The sequence below is a fragment of the Parvibaculum sp. genome (assembly GCF_039680535.1).
Taxonomy (GTDB): domain Bacteria; phylum Pseudomonadota; class Alphaproteobacteria; order Parvibaculales; family Parvibaculaceae; genus Parvibaculum.
In genome coordinates this window covers 443,975-464,058 of record NZ_JBDKSS010000013.1, presented here as the reverse complement: position 1 = coordinate 464,058, position 20,084 = coordinate 443,975, and the positions used below count along the sequence as shown (strand labels likewise).

Below are 20,084 nucleotides of genomic sequence, written 5' to 3'. Positions count from 1 at the left end.
ATGAGCGAACGTAGGAGTAAAACCGTCAACGATCGCCCCATATCGCGACGATTAAGGGCACCTTTACCAATCCGCCCCATTATGGGTCGCCAAAGCTGCTCTGCGCGGCACCCGGAACTCAAGGCGACCTTAGAAATGACCCAGGCCATCCTGATTGTGGACGACGATCCAGCGCAGCGCCGCATCCTCGAAGAGGTGGTGAAGCGCGATGGCTACCGGCCTGTTTCCGTCGATGGCGGCGAGGCCGCGCTTGCCTATCTCGACGGGCCATCGGGCGCCGAAATCTCCCTCGTCATTCTCGACCTGGTGATGCCGGGCGTCGACGGCATGGAGGTGCTGTCGCGCGTTCATCCCTCGAAGCCGAACCTGCCCGTCATCGTGCTGACAGCGCATGGCGGCATCGAAACGGTCGTCAACGTGATGCGCGAGGGCGCGACGGACTTCGTCATCAAGCCGGTGAGCCCCGAGCGACTTCATGTCTCGATGCGCAACGCGCTCAAGGTCAATGCGCTGACAGGCGAACTGACCCGCCTTCAGAAGCGCCAAAGCGGCCGCCTCACCTTTTCGGACATCGTCGCGCGCAGCGCCCTGATGAATCAGGTCATCCGCTTCGGCAAGCGGGCCGCGCAGTCGAACATTCCGATCATCATCGAAGGCGAGTCGGGCGTCGGCAAGGAAGTGATTGCCAGCGCCATTCAGGGCGAGGGCGACCGGGCGGGCAAGCCCTTCGTCACCGTGAATTGCGGCGCGATCCCCGAAAACCTCGTCGAGAGCATTCTCTTCGGCCACGAGAAGGGCGCCTTCACCGGCGCCTCCGACAAGCATGCCGGCAAGTTCCAGGAAGCGTCGGGCGGCACGCTCTTCCTCGACGAAATCGGCGAATTGCCGCTCGACATGCAGGTGAAGCTCCTGCGCGCCCTGCAGCAGGGCGAAGTCGATCCCGTGGGCTCGAAGAAGCCTGTGAAAGTCGATATCCGCCTCATCTCGGCAACCAATCGCGACCTTCTGCAGATGGTGAAGGAAGGCCGCTTCCGCGAAGATCTCTATTATCGCCTCAACGTCTTTCCGATCCATGTGCCGGCGCTGCGCGAGCGCAAGGAAGACATTCCCGATCTCGTGGCGCATTTCATCCGCCGTCTTGCGGCTGAGGAAGGCAAGCCGGTCATGGGCATATCGCGCGATGCGCTCGCCATGCTCTGTGCTTTCGACTGGCCGGGCAATGTAAGGCAGGTCGAGAATGCCATCTTCCGCGCCATCGTGCTTTGCGACGGCGAGCTGCTTCAGGTGTCGGACTTTCCGCAGATCGCGAGCATGGTCAACGGCTACATGGCTGCACCCGCGCGGATGCCGGTCGCAGATTACGCGCCCGCATTCGAACGCGTCGCCGAACGTCCTGAACCGTTCGCCCAGCCGAGCCGTCCGGATGGCCGGCTGACACTCGCCGAATTCGCGCGCTCGAATTTTTCCGACGGCATCGCCATCACGGACGCCGCCGGCAACATGCGCAAGCTCGAAGATGTCGAGGCCGAGATGATCCGCCTCGCGATCGACAAATATAAGGGCCACATGACCGAGGTCGCGCGCCGTCTCGGCATCGGCCGCTCGACGCTCTATCGCAAGGTCCGCGATCTCGGCCTTGAGGTTCGCGAGGGCTGACCTCGCCGCCCTATCAACTTTGCATCGTGAAACGGCGCGGGGGCCCCTCCCGCGCCGTTTTCCATGGGGCCCAGGGGCACCGCGCCCCCGCCGGGACCGGCCATTGATCGCCCCGGAGGTCGATGCTATTGGACTCTGGTATCCACACCCGTGGCAGCGCCCATTCGGCAGCGAGAGTTCGTTTTATGAAGCTTGTCTCCGCCCCTTTCATGCTGGGGCTCGCCGCTGCGGCGCTGGCAGTTCTCCTTGTCTGGAAATATCTGGGCGCCCCGGTCGTCATGGTCGACGCCCCGTCCGGCAAGGTTCACTGCGTCAGCTACACGCCCTATCGCGGCAGCGAAACGCCGTTCGATCAGACCTACATGGCCGATCCCAAGCGGATCGACGAGGACCTGACGCAGTTGGCCCACGTCACCGATTGCGTGCGCACCTACAGCGTCGATCAGGGCCTCGACCAGGTGGTTCCGATTGCGGAGAAACATGGGCTCAAGGTGCTGCTCGGCATCTGGATCGGGCGCGACGATGAGGTCAACCGGGCGCAGATCGCGGATGCGGTCAAGCTCGCCAACGCCCATAAGAAGACGATCAAGGCGATCATCGTCGGCAATGAGGTTCTCCTGCGCGGCGAGCAGCTTCCCGACGCGCTCGTTGCCTATATCAGCGAGGTGAAGGCCGCGACCGGCCTGCCCGTCACCTATGCCGATGTGACGGACTTCTGGGTCAAGGCGCCGCTGAAGCTCGCGCAGACGGTGGATTTCATCACCATTCACATCCTGCCCTATTGGGAAAACGATCCGACATCTTCGGCGGAAGGCGTCAACTATCTGAAGAGCGTCATTGAAGAGGTCGGGCCGATGTTCCCCGGCAAGGAACTCTTCATTGGCGAAACCGGATTCCCCAGCGCCGGACGCGAACGCGCCGAGGCCACTCCGTCGATCATCGCGCAGGCGCGCTATCTTCGCGACCTCGCCGCCTATGCGCAGGCGACCGGCCTCGACTACAACCTGATCGAAGCCTATGACCAGCCCTGGAAGCGGGCGCTGGAAGGAACGGCGGGCGGACACTGGGGCATCTACACCACCGACCGACAGGAGAAATTCCCCTGGACGGGCCCGGTCTCGAACCATCCCGAGTGGCGGCTTGAAGCGGCCGCGAGCTTCGCCTTCGCGATCCTCATCCTGCTGGTGATGGCGCGCGGCGGCGCCGAACTCGATCCGCTGGCGGGTCTTGCGGCCGGCATCGGCGCTGGCGTCGCCGGCGCCCTTCTGCTGCTGCAGATCGAGCATTCATGGCTCGCATGGCGCAATGTGCTTGAAGGCCTCATCGAGCTTGTCATCCTCGCGCAGTCGCTCGGCATCGTGCTTTTCGTATTGCCGGAAGCGATCCGTGGACGGCGCTGCCTCGCGCCGCTACCCATCGCGCAGACTCTTGCATGGCTGCGCGCGCCGGATCGCGCCGCACTCGGTGCGCCGCTTTATCTCGGCCTCGTGCAGCTCCTTTCAGCCTTCACGGCGCTGGTCATTTCGCTCGGCCTGAGCTTCGACGCCCGTTATCGCGACTTCCCTCTCGCCGCTTTCAGCCTGGCCGCAGTGAGCCTCGCGCTGCTCGCGCTGAACCGCGGCGATCACAAGAAGCAGGTCGAAGATCGGCGTGAAGAGGCGCTGCTCGCCGCGCTCTTCATCGCCACAGGCTGCGTCACCGCCTTCAATGAAGGCACGCAGAACATTCAGGCGATGACCTGGGCGGCGCTGGATTTCGCCTTCGCGCTGCCCTGGCTCGGCATCCTTCGCGCCTCGATCCGCACCACCGTTTTCAGAGGCGCGGCAACCGAAGAAGCGTGAGCGCAAGACCGACGGCGCCATAGTCCGAATTGTAGAGGACGACGGCGAAGGCGCTCAGGGTGAGTGCGAAGATGACCGTCACCCTCTCGCTGGCAAAAAAGACGAGCAGCGCCGCGACACTGGTCATGCAGGCCCAGATCCAGATCGCGTGAATGCCGGCATTGGGCCAGATGTTGTAGACGGCCACCACGGCGATCGCGAGAGCCAGAACGCCAAGCCGAACCGGCGTGGCCCACTCGCGCGTCATGGCCGCGAGACCGCCCGCGAGGCCAAGGCCTCCCCACACATAGGCGATGTGAAACCAGACAATTCCCTGCCGCGCCGTGCACCACCAGGGGGCCGCCGCCTCGCCGCAGGCCAGACCGATCGAATGGGGCTCGATCAGCGCATAACGCAACAGCAGCGCGACGGCGAAAATCCCCGCTCCGCCATAGAGCCATGACAGCAAACGGCCACGCGTCCATGCGGGCTCGGCAACACTCGATCGGGCTTCCATCGGACCTTCCAAAGGCGTGATCTCCGCGGGGGCGCAAGAGCTTGCGCTACCCAAGCCTATAGCAGGTCGCCGCGCCGGGATGAAGATGGGGCGGGCAGCTCTCAGCCGCTCGAAAGGTGATCGACTTCCCGCAGGATCGTGGTGAGCGGCGTCCGGTCGAGGTTCGCCTTGGCGTTGCGGGGCGAAAGGTGCCCGTCCAGGAGCATGCGCTCCACCGCCACGCGGGCCCGCGCGACGCGGCTCTTCACCGTCCCGATCGCGCAGCCGCAAATCTCGGCCGCTTCCTCATAGGCGAAGCCGCCAGCGCCGACCAGGATCAGCGCCTCGCGCTGCGCCGGGGGAAGCGCAAGCAGCGCCCGCTGCAGATCGGACAAATGCATGTGATGTTCCTGGTCGCCATTCGCGGAGAGCAATTCCTCCGCCCTTGCGTCGTCCCATTCGCCGACGAAGCGCGACCGGCGCATTTGCGAGCGGAAAATGTTGCGCAGGATCGTGTGCGTCCAGGCCTGCATGCTGGTGCCGGACTCGAAGCGCTTGCGCGCCGACCATGCCCGCAGCATGGCCTCCTGCACGAGATCGTCTGCCGTGTCGCGATTGCCGCAAAGCCCACGCGCGAAGGCGCGCAACTGCGGGATCACGGCGGCGAGTTCGACCTTGAACTCGCCATCCTCGAGAGGGATCACATCCTGCCGCGGTGCCTCTCTCTCCATGCTCTCCTCGTTCGAACTGCGGTTCTGGAGAACGGATACGACGCAACAAGCTTCCCGTTCGGTTCGGCTGAAGAGAGCGTGTCAGATGCTCATTCGAATACGGACGAACGGAAAAGCGGGCACTCAAGAACCTCAAGTCTTTCACGTTCGATCACTTAGGTCCATGCTCCTTTACTATTGCAAAACTTGCGTTTTGCACCTGTTTCACAAAGAAACAAATAATATTTGGAAAGTTTACTTGGCGCTCGGGCGACCGGGCGCGAGGCTTCAATCGGCGGTTGCCGCCGGGTTGAAAAACAGCGCCTGGCTGATCGCGGCCCGGAGCGCCATGCGCTGAAAGGGCTTCGTAACGAGAAAGGTCGGCTCGGGCCGTTCGCCGGTCAGCAGACGCTCGGGAAAGGCGGTGACGAAAACAACCGGAACGGAGGCGAAGCCGAGAATGTCGTTCACCGCGTCTATGCCGGAACTTCCATCCGCAAGCTGAATATCTGCGAGAACGAGCCCCGGATGGCGCGTCCTCGCCATCTCCACTGCCTCATCGCGCGTAACCGCGTTTCCAACCACGCCATGGCCCAGCTCGCGGACGATTTCCGCGAGATCCATGGAAATGATCGGCTCGTCCTCGATGATGAGAACGTCGGTGGACGTCTGCTCGTCGATATCGGCAAGAGCCATCTCAAGCAGGGGTTCGACCTCCGCTTCGCCGATGCCCATGATTTCGGCCGCATCCGCATTGCCGAATCCCTCCATCGCCGTCAGAAGCAGCGCCTGACGGGATTGCGGGGTCAGATGTGTGAGCCGCTCTTGTGCGGTTTTTCCAGGCGCCGTTGCGGCTTCCGGCGTGGCGTCTCCGCCAGCCCTCGACCAGACAGCGTGAAAGAGCTTGTAGAGGCCCGTTCGCGGATTGAGGTGGCGAGGAAACGACGCGGGGTTATCCACAAGCGTTTGAAGCGTTCGGCCAATGAGAGCGTCTCCAAGTGCCTGATCCCCCGTCAGGGCACGCGCATAGCGGCGGAGATCGGGAATATGCGAACTCAGTTCGCCGCCAAGTGACATACCGTGCCGCCCCTCTTTGTTCGCCGAAATTTTTCCGTGGAGATCGGGACCGGAATAAGGAACCTATGAGCGGCGAAAGAGTTTCATCGGCGCCGCAGCAAGTTTGTGGCCTTCATCCAAACGCTGGCGAGCGGTGATCGAGTTTTCGAAATGACGTCAAGCAAGGGGAAATGGATCGGCACTTCCGAGCTGGAAGCCCGCCTCATGGCGAACAAGGATGACGCCGGGCTCAGGCGTGACGCATTGGGGCAAAGCCTGCGCCGCATCTACCAGGATGTCGTGCGGGAAAAAGTGCCGGACGAACTGACCGAGCTGATGCGCAAACTCGACCACATGCCCTGACTGAAACCTGACCGTTGCATTGAAACAGGCCTCACCCGAGGCCGGGACGGGGCGATCTGAACATTTACGATCAACATCCGCCAACCGGTCCGCTTCGGCGTGAAGACATGGTCTACAAGGAGCGCGACGAGAGCCTTTGGCTGACGCGCCGGATCAAGTCGCTCAGGGCCCGCCTCATCTTCATTCTCTGCCTTGCGCTGCTCCCCCTCGTCGGGCTTGCCCTTGCAGACATCTGGCTCGGCCACCTCCATCAGCGCGGACAGCAACCTCAATCGGTCGAGATCAGCGAACTGCTTTTCGGCAACGCAGTCCTGGCGCTCGTTATGTGGCTCGCTGCGGCGCTGGCCGCAGGATGGGGTGCCGGGCGTTTGGTCACGCGACCGCTGCGTCGGATAAGACGCGGGATCATTGCCTTTTCGGAAGGCGACGAGCGGGCGCGTATCCGCCACATAGCGGAATTGCCGGAAGAAATCCGCCTGCTGGCAGAAAGCTTCAACCGCATGGCGGATGCGCTCGCCGCGCGCGACGCGGCGCTGCTGAAAGCGGTCGCGCGACAAAAGGCCCTGACGCGCGAAGTGCATCATCGCGTACACAACAATCTGCAGATCGTGAACAGCCTGATGAACCTGCAAAGCCGCAAGGCGGAAACATCGGCCGAGAGCACCATCTTTGACGAGGTTCAACGCCGCGTGACGGCTCTCGGCCTGGTTCATGGTGCAATTTATCAGGGCGACGATCTCAACTCCGTCAAACTCGATCTGCTGCTCAATGACTTATGCGCCTCGATGGAGCAAAGCCTGCGCAATGCCCGAATGCCAGCATCGATCTTCGTCACCGCGGACAAGCTCATTGCGTCGGCGAACCTCGCCGTGCCGCTTGCATTCCTCATTACAGAGATCATCGGCGAAATCGCCTTCCCTCGCGAGGGATCGCCGACCGCAACGGACGTCCGCATCGCACTTCGCGGGAGCGGCTCCGGCGCGGTCCTTACGGTCGAAACGACGCGGCCTCTCCTGCCAGAGCCGTCAGATACCGGCGGCAGCCACGGCCTGATCGATGGGCTGGTGCGTCAACTGGGTGGGCGCTACACGATCTCTCCCGACCGCAACCGGATCTCCGTCTCGGTTCCCAATCTGGACATGGCGGGCCGATAATTTTTCAAGAGGGATGGAACCCGGCCTCAAGGGCCGCGTTTTTCCTTATGTGAGATTGGCTCCAGGCTGCCCATCGGCGTCGCGGAGCCGACGGACCCCGACCCGGCATCTATCGTCCCCCCGTGCCCCCCCGTGCCAGGTTGGGGTCCACTCCCCTTTCCGTCAGAGACACAACGAACGCCTAAGAAAAAAGCCCGCCTCTTTCGAGGCGGGCTTTTCAGTCCCCCGGCGCAGAACTCACGGTTTTCCTTATTCGACCATCCCGAGCGCGTGCAGATAGACCTCGAGGATCGCTTCCTGCTCCTGCCGCTCGGCCTTGTCCTGTTTGCGGATGCGGACCACCTGGCGCAGCGTCTTGGTGTCGAAGCCGTTGGCCTTCGCTTCCGCGTAGACTTCCTTGATGTCGGCGGCGGTCGCCGCTTTCTCTTCTTCGAGGCGCTCGATGCGCTCGATGATCGAGCGCAACTGGTCATGCGCGACGCCACCGGAATTCACAGGGGTATTGCCATCCGCCATGACGCGTCGCTCCAGTTCAATTCTGCAATGGTGAAGAGTGTGGACAGTACCGACGCCCCGGCACGGCGGCAAGTTCGGCACCCCAGAAAGCTGTGGATATCGCCTCAGCCATGGCTCTTCTTCTGCGCCGCTTCGAAGGCCGCAAGCTGCTCTGGCGTTGCTTCGGCCTGATATTTTCCCTTCCACTCCGGGAAAGGCATTCCATAAATCGACATGCGCGCATCGTCCTTCGACATCTGGATGCCTTTCGCTTCGGCCGCTTCGCGCAGCCAATCCGCGAGGCAATTGCGGCAGAATCCGCCATGGATCATCAGATCGATGTTCTGCACGTCGGTCCGCGTCCGCAGATGATCGACGAGACGACGAAAGGCGGCCGCTTCGATCTCGGTTTGCGTGGTCTTGTCCATGTGGTGTCTCCTTGTTCTATCTGTTGCCGGCTGCATCGGCATGCGAACCATAATGCCGCACCTGCCGCAGGCCCGGCAGCGCCTCGGCTTCGCGCAACCACTGCGCGATCCGCGCCGCCCATTCACGTTGACCGGCTTCGTCGGTGATGAGGTCCTGCCGGATTTCGATCAGCACATGCGGCAGGCCCCGCGCCGTCGCGTGGCGGTAGAGGCAGTCGCCCTTGAGCCTGCCTGAATAGGGTTCATTGTCGCCAATGCAAAGGCCCGGTTCCAGCCTCATCAGACGCAGAAGCTCGGCGGGAAGCCTGTCATCCTTGTCCCAGAGGATGCCCGCATGCCAAGGCCGGGCCCTTCCGCGCCAATGAGGCGTGAAACTGTGGATCGAGATGATGGCAGGCGCTCTATCGCCCGCCCGCGCAAGCATCGCCTCGATAGCGGAGTGATAGGGGCGGTAGAATTGCGCGAGCCTGTGCTCGAACTCGGCGCGGTTCTGAAACGGATCGACGTCCCGGTTTCCCGGCACGATGGCGCCGTCGGAGAGTTTCATCACCAGCGTCGGATCGTCGGGCCCGCGATTAAGGTCGACGAGAAGGCGTGAAAAACGCGCCAGCACCGCCGGACAATCCAGCGCCGCCGACAAGGCACGCGAGACGTTCGCCGCACCAATATCGTAGGCGATGTGCCGCCCGAACTCCTCCAACGGCAATCCCAGCGTGCCATAGCCCTGAGGAAGCGCATTCGAGGCATGGTCGCAAAGGACGAGAAATCCCGAATCGCCTTCAGGATTGATAAGCTCGAAAGGAAGGAGGTCGCCTTGGGATGATGTCCCGTCGCGTGTCTGAGACTGCATCCCCGCACTATACTCAACAGACGAAATGCAGAGAATGACTTCCCTCACACCCAGCCTCGCACCGGGCAATGAAGCAGACCAGCGCCGCCGCCTCATGGAACTCTTCCAGGAGGCCATGCGCTCGGCCTTGCCCGAACATTGCCTGGCCGCGCACCTTCCGGCCGCGCCCAAAGGCCGTCTCGTCATTTTCGCCATCGGGAAGGCCGCCGCCTCCATGTCGGCCGCCGCCGAAGCGCATTACGCCAGCTCTGCCCCTGAAGCCCGCATCGAGGGCATTGCCCTCACCCGTTACGGGCACGCGCGGCCGACCGCTCATGTGGAGGTCATCGAGGCGAGCCATCCCGTGCCGGACGCAGCCGGGATCGCCGCCAGCGAGCGGCTGCTCGCGCTGGCCGCAACGCTCGACCCCGACGATCTCGCGCTCGTGCTGTTGTCAGGTGGCGGCTCGGCGCTCGCAACGCTGCCCCTCATCGGCGTCACGCTCGCCGACAAGCAGGCGCTCACCCGCGCCCTTCTCGTTTCCGGCGCGCCCATCGCGGAGATCAACTGCGTCCGCAAGCATCTTTCGCGTATCAAGGGCGGGCGTCTCGCCGCGGCAATCCACCCGGCCCGCATGGTCACGCTGGCCATATCCGACGTCGCGGGCGACGATGCGAGTGTGATCGCATCGGGCCCGACCGTTCCCGATCCGACGACGCGTGAGATGGCTCTCGCCATTCTCGAGCGATATGCCATCGACCTGCCTGAGCGTGTGCGCCTTGCGTTGGTTCAGGGCGGAGAGAGCCCCAAGCCTGGCGATCCCGCTTTCGCAGGAAGCTCCTATGAGCTCGTTGCCAGCGGCGCCCAAGCGCTCGGCGCTGCCGCGAAGCTCGCGGCGGCTTCAGGCTACGAGATCGTCAATCTCGGTGATCGCGTGGAAGGCGAGGCGCGGGACATCGCCGCCGAACACGCAAGACTCGCGCTCGACGCGAAAGCAGCGGGCCGGCGCGTCGCGATCCTTTCCGGCGGCGAGACGACGGTAACTTTTGAAAGAGGCGCCGAGGGCGGTCGCGGCGGACGCAATCAGGAATATGCGCTGGCCCTCGCCCTGGCCCTGCGTGCCGCTCCGGGCATTTCGGCGATAGCCGGCGACACCGATGGCATAGACGGCGGCAGCGCAGCCAACGACCCCGCGGGGGCGATCATCACGCCCACGACACTCGGTCGCGCCTCCGCGCTCGGAATCGATGCCGCCTCGTCGCTCAAATGCCACAATTCAGGTGGATTTTTCGCCGCGCTCGGCGATCTTGTCGTCACAGGCCCGAGTTACACCAACGTCAACGACTTCCGCGCCATTCTGGTGGAAGGCAAGCCAGCATAAGGAGAGCCGTCCAGTGATACGCCGGCGCAACGTCAAGATCATCGCGACCCTCGGGCCCGCATCCAGCTCCAGGGAAATGATCCGCGCGCTTTTCGACGCGGGCGCGGATGTCTTCCGGCTCAACATGAGCCACCTCAATCACGAGAATCTCCGCAAGGTTCATGGCCTCATCCGCGAAGTCGAAGCCGAGGTCGAACGGCCCATCGGCATCCTCGCCGATCTGCAAGGCCCCAAGCTCCGCGTCGGCGAGATCGAGGGCGGCGGCGTGATGCTCGCCGCGGGCGACAGCTTTCGCCTCGATCTCGACAAGACGCCGGGCACGAAGCTGCGCGCGCCGCTGCCGCATCCCGAAATCTTCGCCGCGGTCACCGCAGGCCAGAGCCTGCTGCTCGATGATGGCAAGATCCGCCTTCGCGTCACCAAGGCGGGCCCCGACTTCGCGGAAACGGAAGTCGTGGTCGGCGGGCGCCTTTCCAACCGCAAGGGCGTCAACGTGCCCGAGGCGGTGCTGCCGGTGAAGGCGCTGACGGAGAAGGATCTCTCGGACTTCGAGGCCGCTCTCAACCTCGGCGTCGACTGGGTGGCGCTCTCCTTCATCCAGCGGCCGGAAGACATGGCCGAGGCCCGCAAGATCGCACGGGGCCGCGCAGCCGTTCTCGCCAAGATCGAGAAGCCGCAAGCGCTCGTCCATCTCGACGAGATCATCGACATTTCCGACGCCATCATGGTCGCGCGTGGCGACCTCGGCGTCGAACTTCCGCTGGAGCAGGTGCCCGGCTGGCAGAAGCGAATCATCCGGGCCTCGCGCCGCGCGGGCAAGCCCGTCGTCGTCGCGACGCAGATGCTAGAATCCATGATCTCGTCTCCGGTGCCGACGCGCGCCGAAGTCTCCGACGTCGCCACCGCCGTCTTCGAAGGCGCCGACGCGGTCATGCTTTCGGCGGAGTCGGCCGCAGGCCAATATCCGGTCGAAGCCGTGCGCACCATGAACAAGGTCGCGGAGTCGATCGAATCCGACCCCACCTATCCCGGCATCATCTACGCCCAGCGCAATGAGCCCGAAGCGACGGGCGCCGACGCGATCAGCGCCGCCGCGCATACCGTTGCCGATACGCTGAAGGCGGCCGCCATCGTCTGCTGGACGAATTCAGGCTCGACCGGACTTCGCGCCGCACGCGAGCGGCCGCTCTTCCCGATCGTCGTGCTGACGCCCATCGTCGCCACGGCGCGGCGCCTCGCCCTCGTATGGGGCCTTCATTGCGTCCTCACGGACGATGCGAAGGACCTCGACGACGTCGCCGAACGCGCCTGCCGCATCGCCTTCCGCGAAGGCTATGCCCAGCCCGGCCAGCGCATCATCGTCACGGCCGGGTTGCCGCTCGGAACGCCGGGCGCAACGAACATGCTGCGTGTCGCCTATGTCGGACGGAAGGGCGGCTCGGCGGAATAGGCAGGGCTCAGAAGAGCGCGGCCGGCGCTTCGGGCTCCACGACATGCGTTCCCGCCCTCGGGCTCTCGCGGCGAGCGAGGCGTTCCAGCGCGTCGATCACCACGTCGGCACGGACGTAATGCGGCATATGGCCGACGCCGACAAGCTTGATGAGTTCCGAACCGGCAATCTGGCCGTGCAGCGCATAGGAATGGAGCTTCGCCCAGACCACCTTGTCGCGATTTCCCGTGATGATGATCGTCGGCACACGGATGTCCTGATAGTGCTGACTCTGCGTCACCAGATGTTCGCGCAGGCGGCTCGAATCCGTGCTGTTCGCGCGAAAGTGCCGTGGACGAAAGAGCAGAGGGAGGCCGATGCGTTCCGCATAACCCTCCGGCGCGGTATCGGGCGCAAAGACACCCGCGACGCTCGCTCTTGCCAGCAGCAAGCCGCCGGGAAGCGCCAGCAGGCCCAGAAAGATCGAGCCTATGACGGGCGTGGTCACGATGCGGTGATACCAGGCGACCTCGCCCTCCCATGGATGGGTCGCACCGGAAAGCACGAGCAGGCCCGAAAGGTCGTCCGGAAAATCGAGCGCCCATGCGGTCGCCACCGCACCGCCCCAGCTATGGCCGAGAAGCACCGGCTTTTCGAGCCCGATCTTCGCCGCCGCTTCGTGAAGAATCCGCGCCTGTACGGAGGGATCGCTGACATCGCCGTTCGACGGCCTCTCGCTCCAGCCATGCCCGGGCCTGTCGAAGGCGACGACACGATGGCGCCTGGAAAGCTCGGGCATCAGGCTTGCGACCATGTCGCCCGCATTGCCGCTTGCGCCATGCACCAGAACGATAGGCGCGCCTTGATGGTCCGCGGGCGCCGCTTCGACATAATGGATGAGCGCCCCGTCGACCTCCACAAAGCCGCCGCTCGGCGGATAGGCTCGCTCGATCCGAGCCGAGTAGAGGGCCGTGTAAAGCCCCAGCGCCAGGACGAGACCGACGAGAATTTCGAGGAGGATCATTGGCCTAGATTCCCCTGCCCTCGACATCGAGAGCGAGTGCCTTCTCCGCGTCGGATGCTCCCTGCAGCCACGGGTTGATCTTCAGCGCGCGGCGATAGAGATCGAGCGCGCCTTTCTTGTCGCCGAGATCCTCGAGAATGACGGCAAGCGCGCCCATGGCGCCGAAGTGGCGCGGTTCGATCTTCAGCAGGCGCTCTATGTCCTTCAGCGCGGCGGCATAATCGTCTTTCAGGATATAGACCGAGGCCCGCTTGTCCCAACCTTCCACGTAGCCGGGCGCGAGCGTGGTGACCTCGTTGAAATAGAAAAGCGCGCGGTCGAACTCACCTGACTTGAGGGCATCCACGCCTCTGCTCATCAGAACATCGACACTTGGACTGCCGGACTCCATCCAGATGCTGAAGATCGCGCTTTCAAGCGCGCGGGCGTCGCCGGCGCTCTTCGCATGGGCGAGCTTGTCGAAAAGGGAATTGAGTGCCGCCTCCCGATCGGGCGCCCCCTGTTCCTCCGCCTGCGGCGCAGGCGCCGGCTCAAGCGGCAAGCCGGCGGCAGATGCCGCTCCGCACAGCGCGAACTGCGAAAGAAGAGCGGCCGTCATGAAAAACCGGCTCATTCGGCGCAACCGCTCAGCTGTTCAGGTCCTGCAGGGTACAGCCCTCGAACTCCGCAATATAGCCGGAGCCATAGGCACGCGACGGCGTCTGGAAGCCCGGCTGGAACTGGCCGCCAAGCACGCGGCGCACGGTTTCGAGGCTCGTCATTGCGGTGAGCGTATAGCCCTCGGGAGTCTTGAGCCTGGAGACGACGCGATCGCCTGCCGCATTCACCGCCTCGCCGAGAAGCACGGCATAGCCTGCCCGACGCTCTGCATCGGTCGGACCTTCGGGCTGCGCGTCGATCTGCGCCTTGAGCCGCTTCTGCATGAAGGCGCGACTGGCAAGCCAGCGCTTGAAGCCGCCCAGATTGGCCATCTGCTCAAGTTGAGGGCTCGCCTCGAAATAGACGGTGATGTTCGGAATGCCGGTCGAGTGATAGGCGGTCGAGACGTCGCCCCAACCGATCGCGATGCCGTGTTTCGAGCCTTGGCCAAAATCGAAGTCGCGGCGCGGAGGCTTCGGCACCACGACGATCTCGCCATCGCGGCGAACCCGCGTGCCAAGGCCGACGCTCTCGACACCGGTCTTCGCCGTCCCGCGCGACATGTGGCCGAGGCCCGCAATCGCCAGCGTCAGTTCAACCGCATCCGGCATGCGCGTCTTCATATGCGCGGCAAGACAATCGCTCGGCACGACGTCGAAGCCGACGCCCGGAAGAACCATGATGCCCGCCTCGCGCGCTTCCGCATCGCGCGCCGCGCAGGCTTCGAACACATCGATCTCGCCGGTGATGTCGAGATAATGCGTCCTGGTCCTGATGCATGCATCGAGCATGGGCTTCGACGTATGCGAAAAAGGCCCGGCGATGTGGAGCACCGCATCGACCTGCGCCAGCGCCGCGGTCAGCGCCGCCGTGTCGTCGAGTGCGATAGCCTGATATTCGAAGCCGTGCTGGCCCGCGACAGACTTGAGCCGCGCCTCATTGCGTCCCGCGAGCACCGGCCTCATGCCAAGCGCCTTGGCGGTACGCGCGATGAGCTTTCCCGTGTAGCCGGTCGCGCCATAGATCATGAATCGGGCCGTCATAGCTCGCCGCCTCCCTGCTTCGATTCGCTTCGACTATAGCGCCTTATTGCGCCCCGTCGACCAATCCGCGAGCGGCAAGGTCGCCGCGAAGGGCGTCCGCGTGTTCGAAACGATGCGCGTGAAAGCCGAGCGACGCGGCCGCCTCCACATTGCGATGGGAATCGTCGATGAAAAGCGTCCGATCCGGCGCAAGGCCGGCACGTTCGATCAGAATCTCGAAGATGCGCGGATCGGGCTTAACCACCCCTTCGGCGCCCGATACGACGGTCGTCCGGAAGCGCTTCAGCTCCGGATAGGCTTCGCGGAGATAGGCGAAGGTGGCCGTCGGCATGTTGGTGAGGCCGTGGAGAGCGATACCGCCATCGCCAAGCGCATGAAGGAGATCGGCGGTGCCCGGCACACGGCCGGGGATCATCTCGTGATAGCGATTCCCCCACATGTCGATGAGATGGGCCTGCTCCGGATGCTGCGCCTTCAGCCGCGCAGCGTTCTCCTCGAAGGAAACGCCGTAGTCATGCGCCAGATGCCAGTCGAGCGTGCAGACATTTGCGAGGAAATGCTCGACCTCCGCCTCGCTGGCAAAAATCTTCCGATAGAGATGGCGCGGGTCCCATTCGATCAGCACATTGCCGATGTCGAAGACCACGGTGTCGATGCCACTCATATGCCCCCCGAAAACGAAAAGGCCGCGCCCCAGGGCACGGCCTTTACTCGATTCTGTTCAACGCCAAGCCCTTCGGGCCCATGCGCCGATCCCCGATTAGCCCTGGCGGGCCTTGTAGCGGGGATTCGTCTTATTGATGATGTAGATGCGGCCCTTGCGACGGACCAGGCGGTTGTCGCGGTGGCGATTACGCAGCGATCTCAACGAGTTACGGATCTTCATGATAAACCTTCGGGCGCTTTGTCTCGGATGGGGGCAGTGCGATCGGCCAATAATGGCCCCGCCTCCGGTCCCCCGGAGCGCCCTTGGATTGGCGCGGAACCTAAGGGGCAGACCCTTGCCTGTCAACTGGAAGCTGGGGTCTTTCGGCGCCCATGGGCCTGCCCCCGGAAACGGCCCCATTCCGCCGCTTTTCCTCGCGGGAAAATCGGGCTAGACCATGGCCCAACTCGAAAATGGCGCGGGCGTCACTTTGGCGTCCGCCAAGCACATCCGGTTCCCATGGCGTTCGAAAAGCCCAACACCTATCTGACGGACCCAGCTGTCCGGTCCATCCCGGATGAAGACGTCATCCGTCACCAGCCCCTCTGGTTCCGCGAAGCGCTGGCCGCGCCCCGCGAAAGCCGCAGGCTGACCGTCGACGGCGCGAGCATCCACTACCTGCGCTGGGGCAATGACGATCCGAACCGGCCCGGCATTCTCTTCGTGCACGGCAACGGCGCTCACGCCGAATGGTTCTCCTTCATCGCGCCGCTGCTGACCGATCGCTACAACGTCGCCGCCATGGATCTGGGCGGCATGGGCGACAGCGACTGGCGCACGAGCTATTCGCGCGAGAGCTTCGCGCATGAGATCGGCCAGGTGGCGCTCAATGCCGGGCTCGGGCCGAAGCCCGTCGTGGTCGGCCATTCCTTCGGCGGCTTCGTCACCCTGATTGCCGGCAAGCATTACAGCGACAAGCTCGGCGGCCTCATTCTCGCCGATTTCACCGTGCGTTCGCCGGTGCGCGAATGGTTCCTCAACGATCCGCTCCGCAGGCCGACGCGCATCTATCCCGATTTCGAGACCGCGAAGGCGCGCTTCCGCCTCGCACCGCTTCAACCCTGCGCCAATGGCTTCATCGTCGATTACATCGGCGGCCTGAGCCTTCGCGAGGTGAAGATCGGCGAGAATCCCGGACGCCGCTCCTCGACCGAGGCCGGCTGGACGTGGAAGTTCGACGCCGAAATGTTCAACGGTCTGCGCATGGGCGACGATCACGCGGATATCTACAAGAACCTCGCCTGCCCCTCCGCGACGATGTTCGGCCTCGAAGGCAGGGATTACGATCCGGAGAGCGTCGCCTTCCTGCGCGAACTCGCGCCGGAACGGCCGGTCTTTGCCATTCCGGGCGCGCAGCACCACATCATGCTCGACCAGCCCCACGCCTTTGCGGGCGGCGTCGCCGCCATGATGGCGCTGTGGGAAGCGCAAGGGTCGCTCGGCCCGATCAAACGCTGACGAAACCGCAAAGCCCGATCAAAGGGGGATGAACTCGCCCTTTTCGGCGGCGTAGTCTTCGCTGGTGTCGCCCCCCTCGTCGTTATGCGTGAAGCGGTAGATGGTTGCACCGACAATGCCGTCGCCATGCTCTCCATCCTCCGCGAGCGGAAGGATGATCCGTTCACCCATGACGATACGGCGCGCATGGGAAAAGACGGCGCCTTGACCATGATAGAAGGCAGGCTCGGTGACGACGCGCCGATGACGGGAGATCAGGGCCTCGCCACCGCGATTCCTGAAGAACTCCTCGGCGGTCTTGCCCCGCAGGTTCTCGCCAAAGGCCTGGATGATTTCCTCGCCGGCGAGCCGCCCGACGAAAACATCCGTCGCCGGGTCATATTTCCAGGACCAGATCAGCGGCAAATGTCGTGCGAGAGCCCGCGGACTGATGTCGGACCACCCCGGCATCCGGCGTGCACCGCGCGCTTCGTTCCAGTGGATCGCAACATCCCGCAGCGCGGCATCCGAAATTCGGCTCAATAACTCGTCAAACGCCACATCGACTCACTTAATTGCTCTTCAATATCGATAAATGATAGCAGGCGAATGGCCCCTTGGCGCGTGTGGCGATTTGCACGCCCATTACTGCAGACCGATCCCCTCCTCTTCATCCTCATAATCGTCGGCCGATTGCTGCAAGCCCCGCATGAGCGGGTGAAACAGGGCAAAGACGAGAATGCCGAGGACGAGCAGTGCACCAACGATGAAGGGTGCCTGAGGCATGCGCTCATAGACATTGAAGCCGATGAACGAGTTCAGGAAGATGAAGGGCGTGAGGATCATGCCCGTGGCGGAGGTGCCTGCGATGAAGCCCGCCATGGCGCCCTGGTCGCGATGCGACACGGAGAGCGAGGCCCCCGCCTGAAGGCCGGGGCGCAGCAGGCCGAAGCCCAGACCCGACAGGGTCAGCGCGGTCACGAGAATGCCGTATGAGAAACCTGCGATCAGGCCGAGGAACGAGAATATCGTGATGATGGCGCCCCAGCGCAGCAGCCACTGAACCGAAAGGTTGAAGCGCTGGATAAGGCCGATCTGCGCGAAGAGCGCGGCAATGGCCATGGCCATGAGGCCGACGCTGACCATCTGCGTCGCGTCGTCGAGCTTCAGATGCAGCATGTCGATGAAATAGAAGGCGCAGAGCTGCATCACGATGGATTGCGCAAAGCTCAGGGTAATGCTGATCGCAACCCAGGGCAGCGCCCGCCGGTCATACCACTTCAGGCCTGCCTTGCGTTCCTGTCTCTCTGAAACGCGGTTCGAAGGCCGCATGCGCTCCGGCAGATAGAACCAGATGAGCGCCGCGCTGACATATCCGAGCAGGGCCACGGCGTAGAAGGGCGCGACGACATGGATGACGGCAAAGGCCGCGGCAACGCCCGGCCCGATCGCCGTGCCGATACCGAAAGCCGCGCCAAGCGACGCAACGCCCGAGGCGCGCTCCGACCGCGTGGTGCGGTCGGCGACATAGGCCTGCGCCGCCGAGCCGTTGCCCGAGCCCAGACCGCCGAAGATCGAACGCGCCACCAGCAGCATCGGAAAGAGCACACCGACCTGTATCCAGCCTTGCAGACCGACGAGCACAAGAGTTGCGAAAATCGTCGTGGAGATGGCGAAGGCCAGCAATCCGACCATCATGATCGGCTTGCGGCCAACAACGTCGCTGCGCCGTCCCCAGAAGGGGCTGGTCACGATCCAGAGGAACGATGACAGCGAATAGATCATCGTCGTCTCGAACTCGCTCATGCCGAGCCTGCGGGCGATGGGCGGCATGACGGCATAGACGAGCGTCTGCCCCATGCCGCCTGCAAGCTGGCAAAGGAAGAGTATCTGAAAGGCGCGCTTTCGCTCCGCGGGCGTGGAGACGCTGCCGTCGGAATAGGTGATTGCCGAACTGGCGGGGATCGGCTCCGCCTTCGCGGCTGTTTCCTCTGTCGTCATGGGGGCCTCTGCCGGGCCTTTGGAATATCCGCCTCATTTACGTGAATTGCCGAGCCGCGCCAATGGGGCATTCAACTTTTTGTGTGCGCCGACAGCCGATCGCCGCTTGTCATCCGGCCCGGCTGCCCTAACCTCCGGCAAAAGACATCCGATACCCGGGGAGGGGACTTATGGAACTGTCACTCAGCGCGCGGGATTCCGCATTCCGCGACGAAGTACGCCGCTTTCTCGACGAAAAGCTGACGCCCGACCTGCGCGAGACAGGCAAGCTGATGACCAGCGTCTATGCCGATTACGACACGACCATGCGCTGGCATGGAGCGCTTTATGAAAAGGGCTGGGTGGCCCCCGCCTGGCCGGTCGAATATGGCGGCTGCGACTGGACCGTCATGCAGCACTACATCTTCGCCAGCGAATTCGCGACCGCAGGTGCGCCGCCCCTTTCGCCCATGGGCGTCGGCATGTGCGGACCGGTGCTGATCGGCCACGGCTCGCCGGAGCAGAAGGCCTATTACCTGCCGCGCATCCTTTCGGGCGAGGATTTCTGGTGTCAGGGCTATTCGGAACCCGGATCAGGCTCCGATCTCGCCAGCCTGCAGATGAGCGCCGTCGACATGGGCGACTATTTCCTTTGCAACGGCTCGAAGATCTGGACCACCCATGCGAATTACGCCAACCGCATCTTCAACCTCGTCCGCACCTCGAAAGAAGACATTCCCCAGCGCGGCATCACCTTCCTGCTGATCGACATGGACACGCCCGGCGTGAAGGTGGAGCCGCTCATCATGCTGTCGGGCGAGCACATCCAGAACCAGGTCTTCTTCACCGACGTGAAGGTTCCCAAGGCCAATGTCGTCGGCAAGGTCGGCCAGGGCTGGACAGTGGCGAAATATCTGATGGAGTTCGAGCGCGGCGGCCATGCCTACGCGCCCGGTCTTCATGCGCGGCTGAAGCGCATCCGCGCGATGGCGGCGGAGGAACGCGGATCGGATGGGCTTCGCCTCATCGACCAGGCGGATTTCGCCGCGAGGCTCGCAAGTGCGGAGGTCGAGATCACCGCGCTCGAATTCACCGAGCACCGCATCATGTCGGCGCTTTCGCAGGGCGGCGCGCCGGGACCGGAATCCTCGCTGCTCAAGACGCGCGGCACGGAACTGTCCCAGCATCTCACCGAACTCGCGCTCGAGGCCATTGCGCATTACGCCCTGCCCTATCAGCCCCATGCGACGCATCCCGGCGGCCCCGTGCCGGGCTTCACGCCGCCCAAGGGCAACGCAACGCCTGTCGGCCCACAACATAGCTGGCCCGTCACATCGAAATATCTGAACGACCGCGCGGGCTCGATCTATGCGGGCACGAATGAAATCCAGCGCAACATCATGGCGAAAGCCGTACTCGGACTTTGAGGCAGTAACCC

21 protein-coding genes are annotated in these 20,084 nt (G+C 63.7%); 8 read left to right on the top strand and 13 right to left on the bottom strand.

The window, feature by feature from the left end:
- Nucleotides 1-135 precede the first annotated feature (135 nt).
- Complete coding sequence (locus ABFC66_RS09205; protein ID WP_346740653.1) at nucleotides 136-1,656, top strand: sigma-54 dependent transcriptional regulator; 1,521 nt, start codon at nucleotides 136-138, stop codon at nucleotides 1,654-1,656.
- A 185-nt stretch (nucleotides 1,657-1,841) separates the two neighbouring features.
- Complete coding sequence (locus ABFC66_RS09200) at nucleotides 1,842-3,497, top strand: beta-(1-6) glucans synthase (protein ID WP_346740652.1); 1,656 nt, start codon at nucleotides 1,842-1,844, stop codon at nucleotides 3,495-3,497.
- On the opposite strand, the gene ABFC66_RS09195 is transcribed toward ABFC66_RS09200, so the two are convergent.
- The 3 genes from ABFC66_RS09195 to ABFC66_RS09185 form a co-directional block, all read right to left on the bottom strand.
- Nucleotides 3,469-3,993 carry a hypothetical protein gene (locus tag ABFC66_RS09195; protein ID WP_346740651.1) on the bottom strand — a complete coding sequence of 175 codons (525 nt, stop codon included), beginning with the start codon at nucleotides 3,991-3,993 and terminating at the stop codon, nucleotides 3,469-3,471. The two genes, ABFC66_RS09200 and ABFC66_RS09195, sit on opposite strands and share 29 nt — an antisense overlap.
- Before the next feature lie 101 nt (nucleotides 3,994-4,094).
- On the bottom strand, nucleotides 4,095-4,703 hold the full coding sequence (locus tag ABFC66_RS09190; RefSeq protein ID WP_346740650.1) for a sigma-70 family RNA polymerase sigma factor: 609 nt from the start codon (nucleotides 4,701-4,703) through the stop codon (nucleotides 4,095-4,097).
- Nucleotides 4,704-4,970: 267 nt separating this feature from the next.
- Nucleotides 4,971-5,759, bottom strand: a complete 789-nt coding sequence (locus ABFC66_RS09185; RefSeq protein WP_346740649.1) for a response regulator — start codon at nucleotides 5,757-5,759, stop codon at nucleotides 4,971-4,973.
- A gap of 150 nt (nucleotides 5,760-5,909) precedes the next feature.
- On the opposite strand from ABFC66_RS09185, the gene ABFC66_RS09180 reads away from it, so the two are divergent.
- Together ABFC66_RS09180 and ABFC66_RS09175 are read left to right on the top strand one after the other, a co-directional pair.
- Nucleotides 5,910-6,101 carry a NepR family anti-sigma factor gene (locus ABFC66_RS09180; RefSeq protein ID WP_346740648.1) on the top strand — a complete coding sequence of 64 codons (192 nt, stop codon included), beginning with the start codon at nucleotides 5,910-5,912 and terminating at the stop codon, nucleotides 6,099-6,101.
- A 107-nt stretch (nucleotides 6,102-6,208) separates the two neighbouring features.
- A complete protein-coding gene (locus ABFC66_RS09175; protein ID WP_346740647.1) occupies nucleotides 6,209-7,255 on the top strand; it encodes a histidine kinase dimerization/phosphoacceptor domain -containing protein in 1,047 nt (348 codons plus the stop codon).
- Nucleotides 7,256-7,504: 249 nt separating this feature from the next.
- On the opposite strand, the gene ABFC66_RS09170 is transcribed toward ABFC66_RS09175, so the two are convergent.
- From ABFC66_RS09170 to ABFC66_RS09160, 3 genes are all read right to left on the bottom strand, one after another.
- A complete protein-coding gene (locus ABFC66_RS09170; protein WP_346740646.1) occupies nucleotides 7,505-7,771 on the bottom strand; it encodes a DUF2312 domain-containing protein in 267 nt (88 codons plus the stop codon).
- A gap of 104 nt (nucleotides 7,772-7,875) precedes the next feature.
- Nucleotides 7,876-8,178: a DUF1244 domain-containing protein gene (locus tag ABFC66_RS09165; protein WP_346740645.1), complete on the bottom strand. Its 303-nt coding sequence runs from the start codon at nucleotides 8,176-8,178 to the stop codon at nucleotides 7,876-7,878.
- A gap of 16 nt (nucleotides 8,179-8,194) precedes the next feature.
- A complete protein-coding gene (locus tag ABFC66_RS09160) occupies nucleotides 8,195-9,028 on the bottom strand; it encodes an N-formylglutamate amidohydrolase (protein ID WP_346740644.1) in 834 nt (277 codons plus the stop codon).
- Between the two features lie 34 nt (nucleotides 9,029-9,062).
- Here ABFC66_RS09160 and ABFC66_RS09155 point away from each other — a divergent pair, with 34 nt between their 5' ends.
- Both ABFC66_RS09155 and pyk read left to right on the top strand, forming a co-directional pair.
- A complete protein-coding gene (locus ABFC66_RS09155; RefSeq protein WP_346740643.1) occupies nucleotides 9,063-10,388 on the top strand; it encodes a glycerate kinase in 1,326 nt (441 codons plus the stop codon).
- A 13-nt stretch (nucleotides 10,389-10,401) separates the two neighbouring features.
- Nucleotides 10,402-11,838, top strand: coding sequence for a pyruvate kinase (gene pyk / locus ABFC66_RS09150; protein WP_346740642.1), 1,437 nt, complete (start codon nucleotides 10,402-10,404; stop codon nucleotides 11,836-11,838).
- Between the two features lie 7 nt (nucleotides 11,839-11,845).
- On the opposite strand, the gene ABFC66_RS09145 is transcribed toward pyk, so the two are convergent.
- From ABFC66_RS09145 to ykgO, 5 genes are all read right to left on the bottom strand, one after another.
- Nucleotides 11,846-12,841, bottom strand: coding sequence for an alpha/beta hydrolase (locus tag ABFC66_RS09145; RefSeq protein ID WP_346740641.1), 996 nt, complete (start codon nucleotides 12,839-12,841; stop codon nucleotides 11,846-11,848).
- Between the two features lie 4 nt (nucleotides 12,842-12,845).
- Entirely contained in the window at nucleotides 12,846-13,439 is a 594-nt protein-coding gene (locus ABFC66_RS09140; protein WP_346740640.1) for a tetratricopeptide repeat protein, read from the bottom strand.
- A 28-nt stretch (nucleotides 13,440-13,467) separates the two neighbouring features.
- Nucleotides 13,468-14,523, bottom strand: a complete 1,056-nt coding sequence (locus ABFC66_RS09135) for a saccharopine dehydrogenase NADP-binding domain-containing protein (RefSeq protein WP_346740639.1) — start codon at nucleotides 14,521-14,523, stop codon at nucleotides 13,468-13,470.
- A 43-nt stretch (nucleotides 14,524-14,566) separates the two neighbouring features.
- The gene (locus tag ABFC66_RS09130; RefSeq protein WP_346740638.1) at nucleotides 14,567-15,187 is read right to left on the bottom strand and encodes an HAD family phosphatase; all 621 of its coding nucleotides are present in this window, start codon (nucleotides 15,185-15,187) and stop codon (nucleotides 14,567-14,569) included.
- 96 nt (nucleotides 15,188-15,283) lie between these two features.
- Nucleotides 15,284-15,409 (bottom strand): type B 50S ribosomal protein L36, encoded by a 126-nt coding sequence (gene ykgO / locus ABFC66_RS09125; protein WP_152215558.1) that lies wholly within the window; start codon nucleotides 15,407-15,409, stop codon nucleotides 15,284-15,286.
- Nucleotides 15,410-15,688: 279 nt separating this feature from the next.
- Here ykgO and ABFC66_RS09120 point away from each other — a divergent pair, with 279 nt between their 5' ends.
- Nucleotides 15,689-16,687, top strand: a complete 999-nt coding sequence (locus ABFC66_RS09120) for an alpha/beta hydrolase (protein WP_346740637.1) — start codon at nucleotides 15,689-15,691, stop codon at nucleotides 16,685-16,687.
- Nucleotides 16,688-16,705: 18 nt separating this feature from the next.
- Here the strand turns inward: ABFC66_RS09120 and ABFC66_RS09115 are convergent, their stop codons facing one another.
- Together ABFC66_RS09115 and ABFC66_RS09110 are read right to left on the bottom strand one after the other, a co-directional pair.
- Nucleotides 16,706-17,209 carry a PAS domain-containing protein gene (locus ABFC66_RS09115; RefSeq protein WP_346740636.1) on the bottom strand — a complete coding sequence of 168 codons (504 nt, stop codon included), beginning with the start codon at nucleotides 17,207-17,209 and terminating at the stop codon, nucleotides 16,706-16,708.
- A 102-nt stretch (nucleotides 17,210-17,311) separates the two neighbouring features.
- The gene (locus ABFC66_RS09110) at nucleotides 17,312-18,667 is read right to left on the bottom strand and encodes an MFS transporter (RefSeq protein WP_346740635.1); all 1,356 of its coding nucleotides are present in this window, start codon (nucleotides 18,665-18,667) and stop codon (nucleotides 17,312-17,314) included.
- Between the two features lie 170 nt (nucleotides 18,668-18,837).
- Here ABFC66_RS09110 and ABFC66_RS09105 point away from each other — a divergent pair, with 170 nt between their 5' ends.
- Nucleotides 18,838-20,073, top strand: coding sequence for an acyl-CoA dehydrogenase family protein (locus tag ABFC66_RS09105; protein WP_346740634.1), 1,236 nt, complete (start codon nucleotides 18,838-18,840; stop codon nucleotides 20,071-20,073).
- The last annotated feature ends 11 nt before the right edge of the window (nucleotides 20,074-20,084 follow it).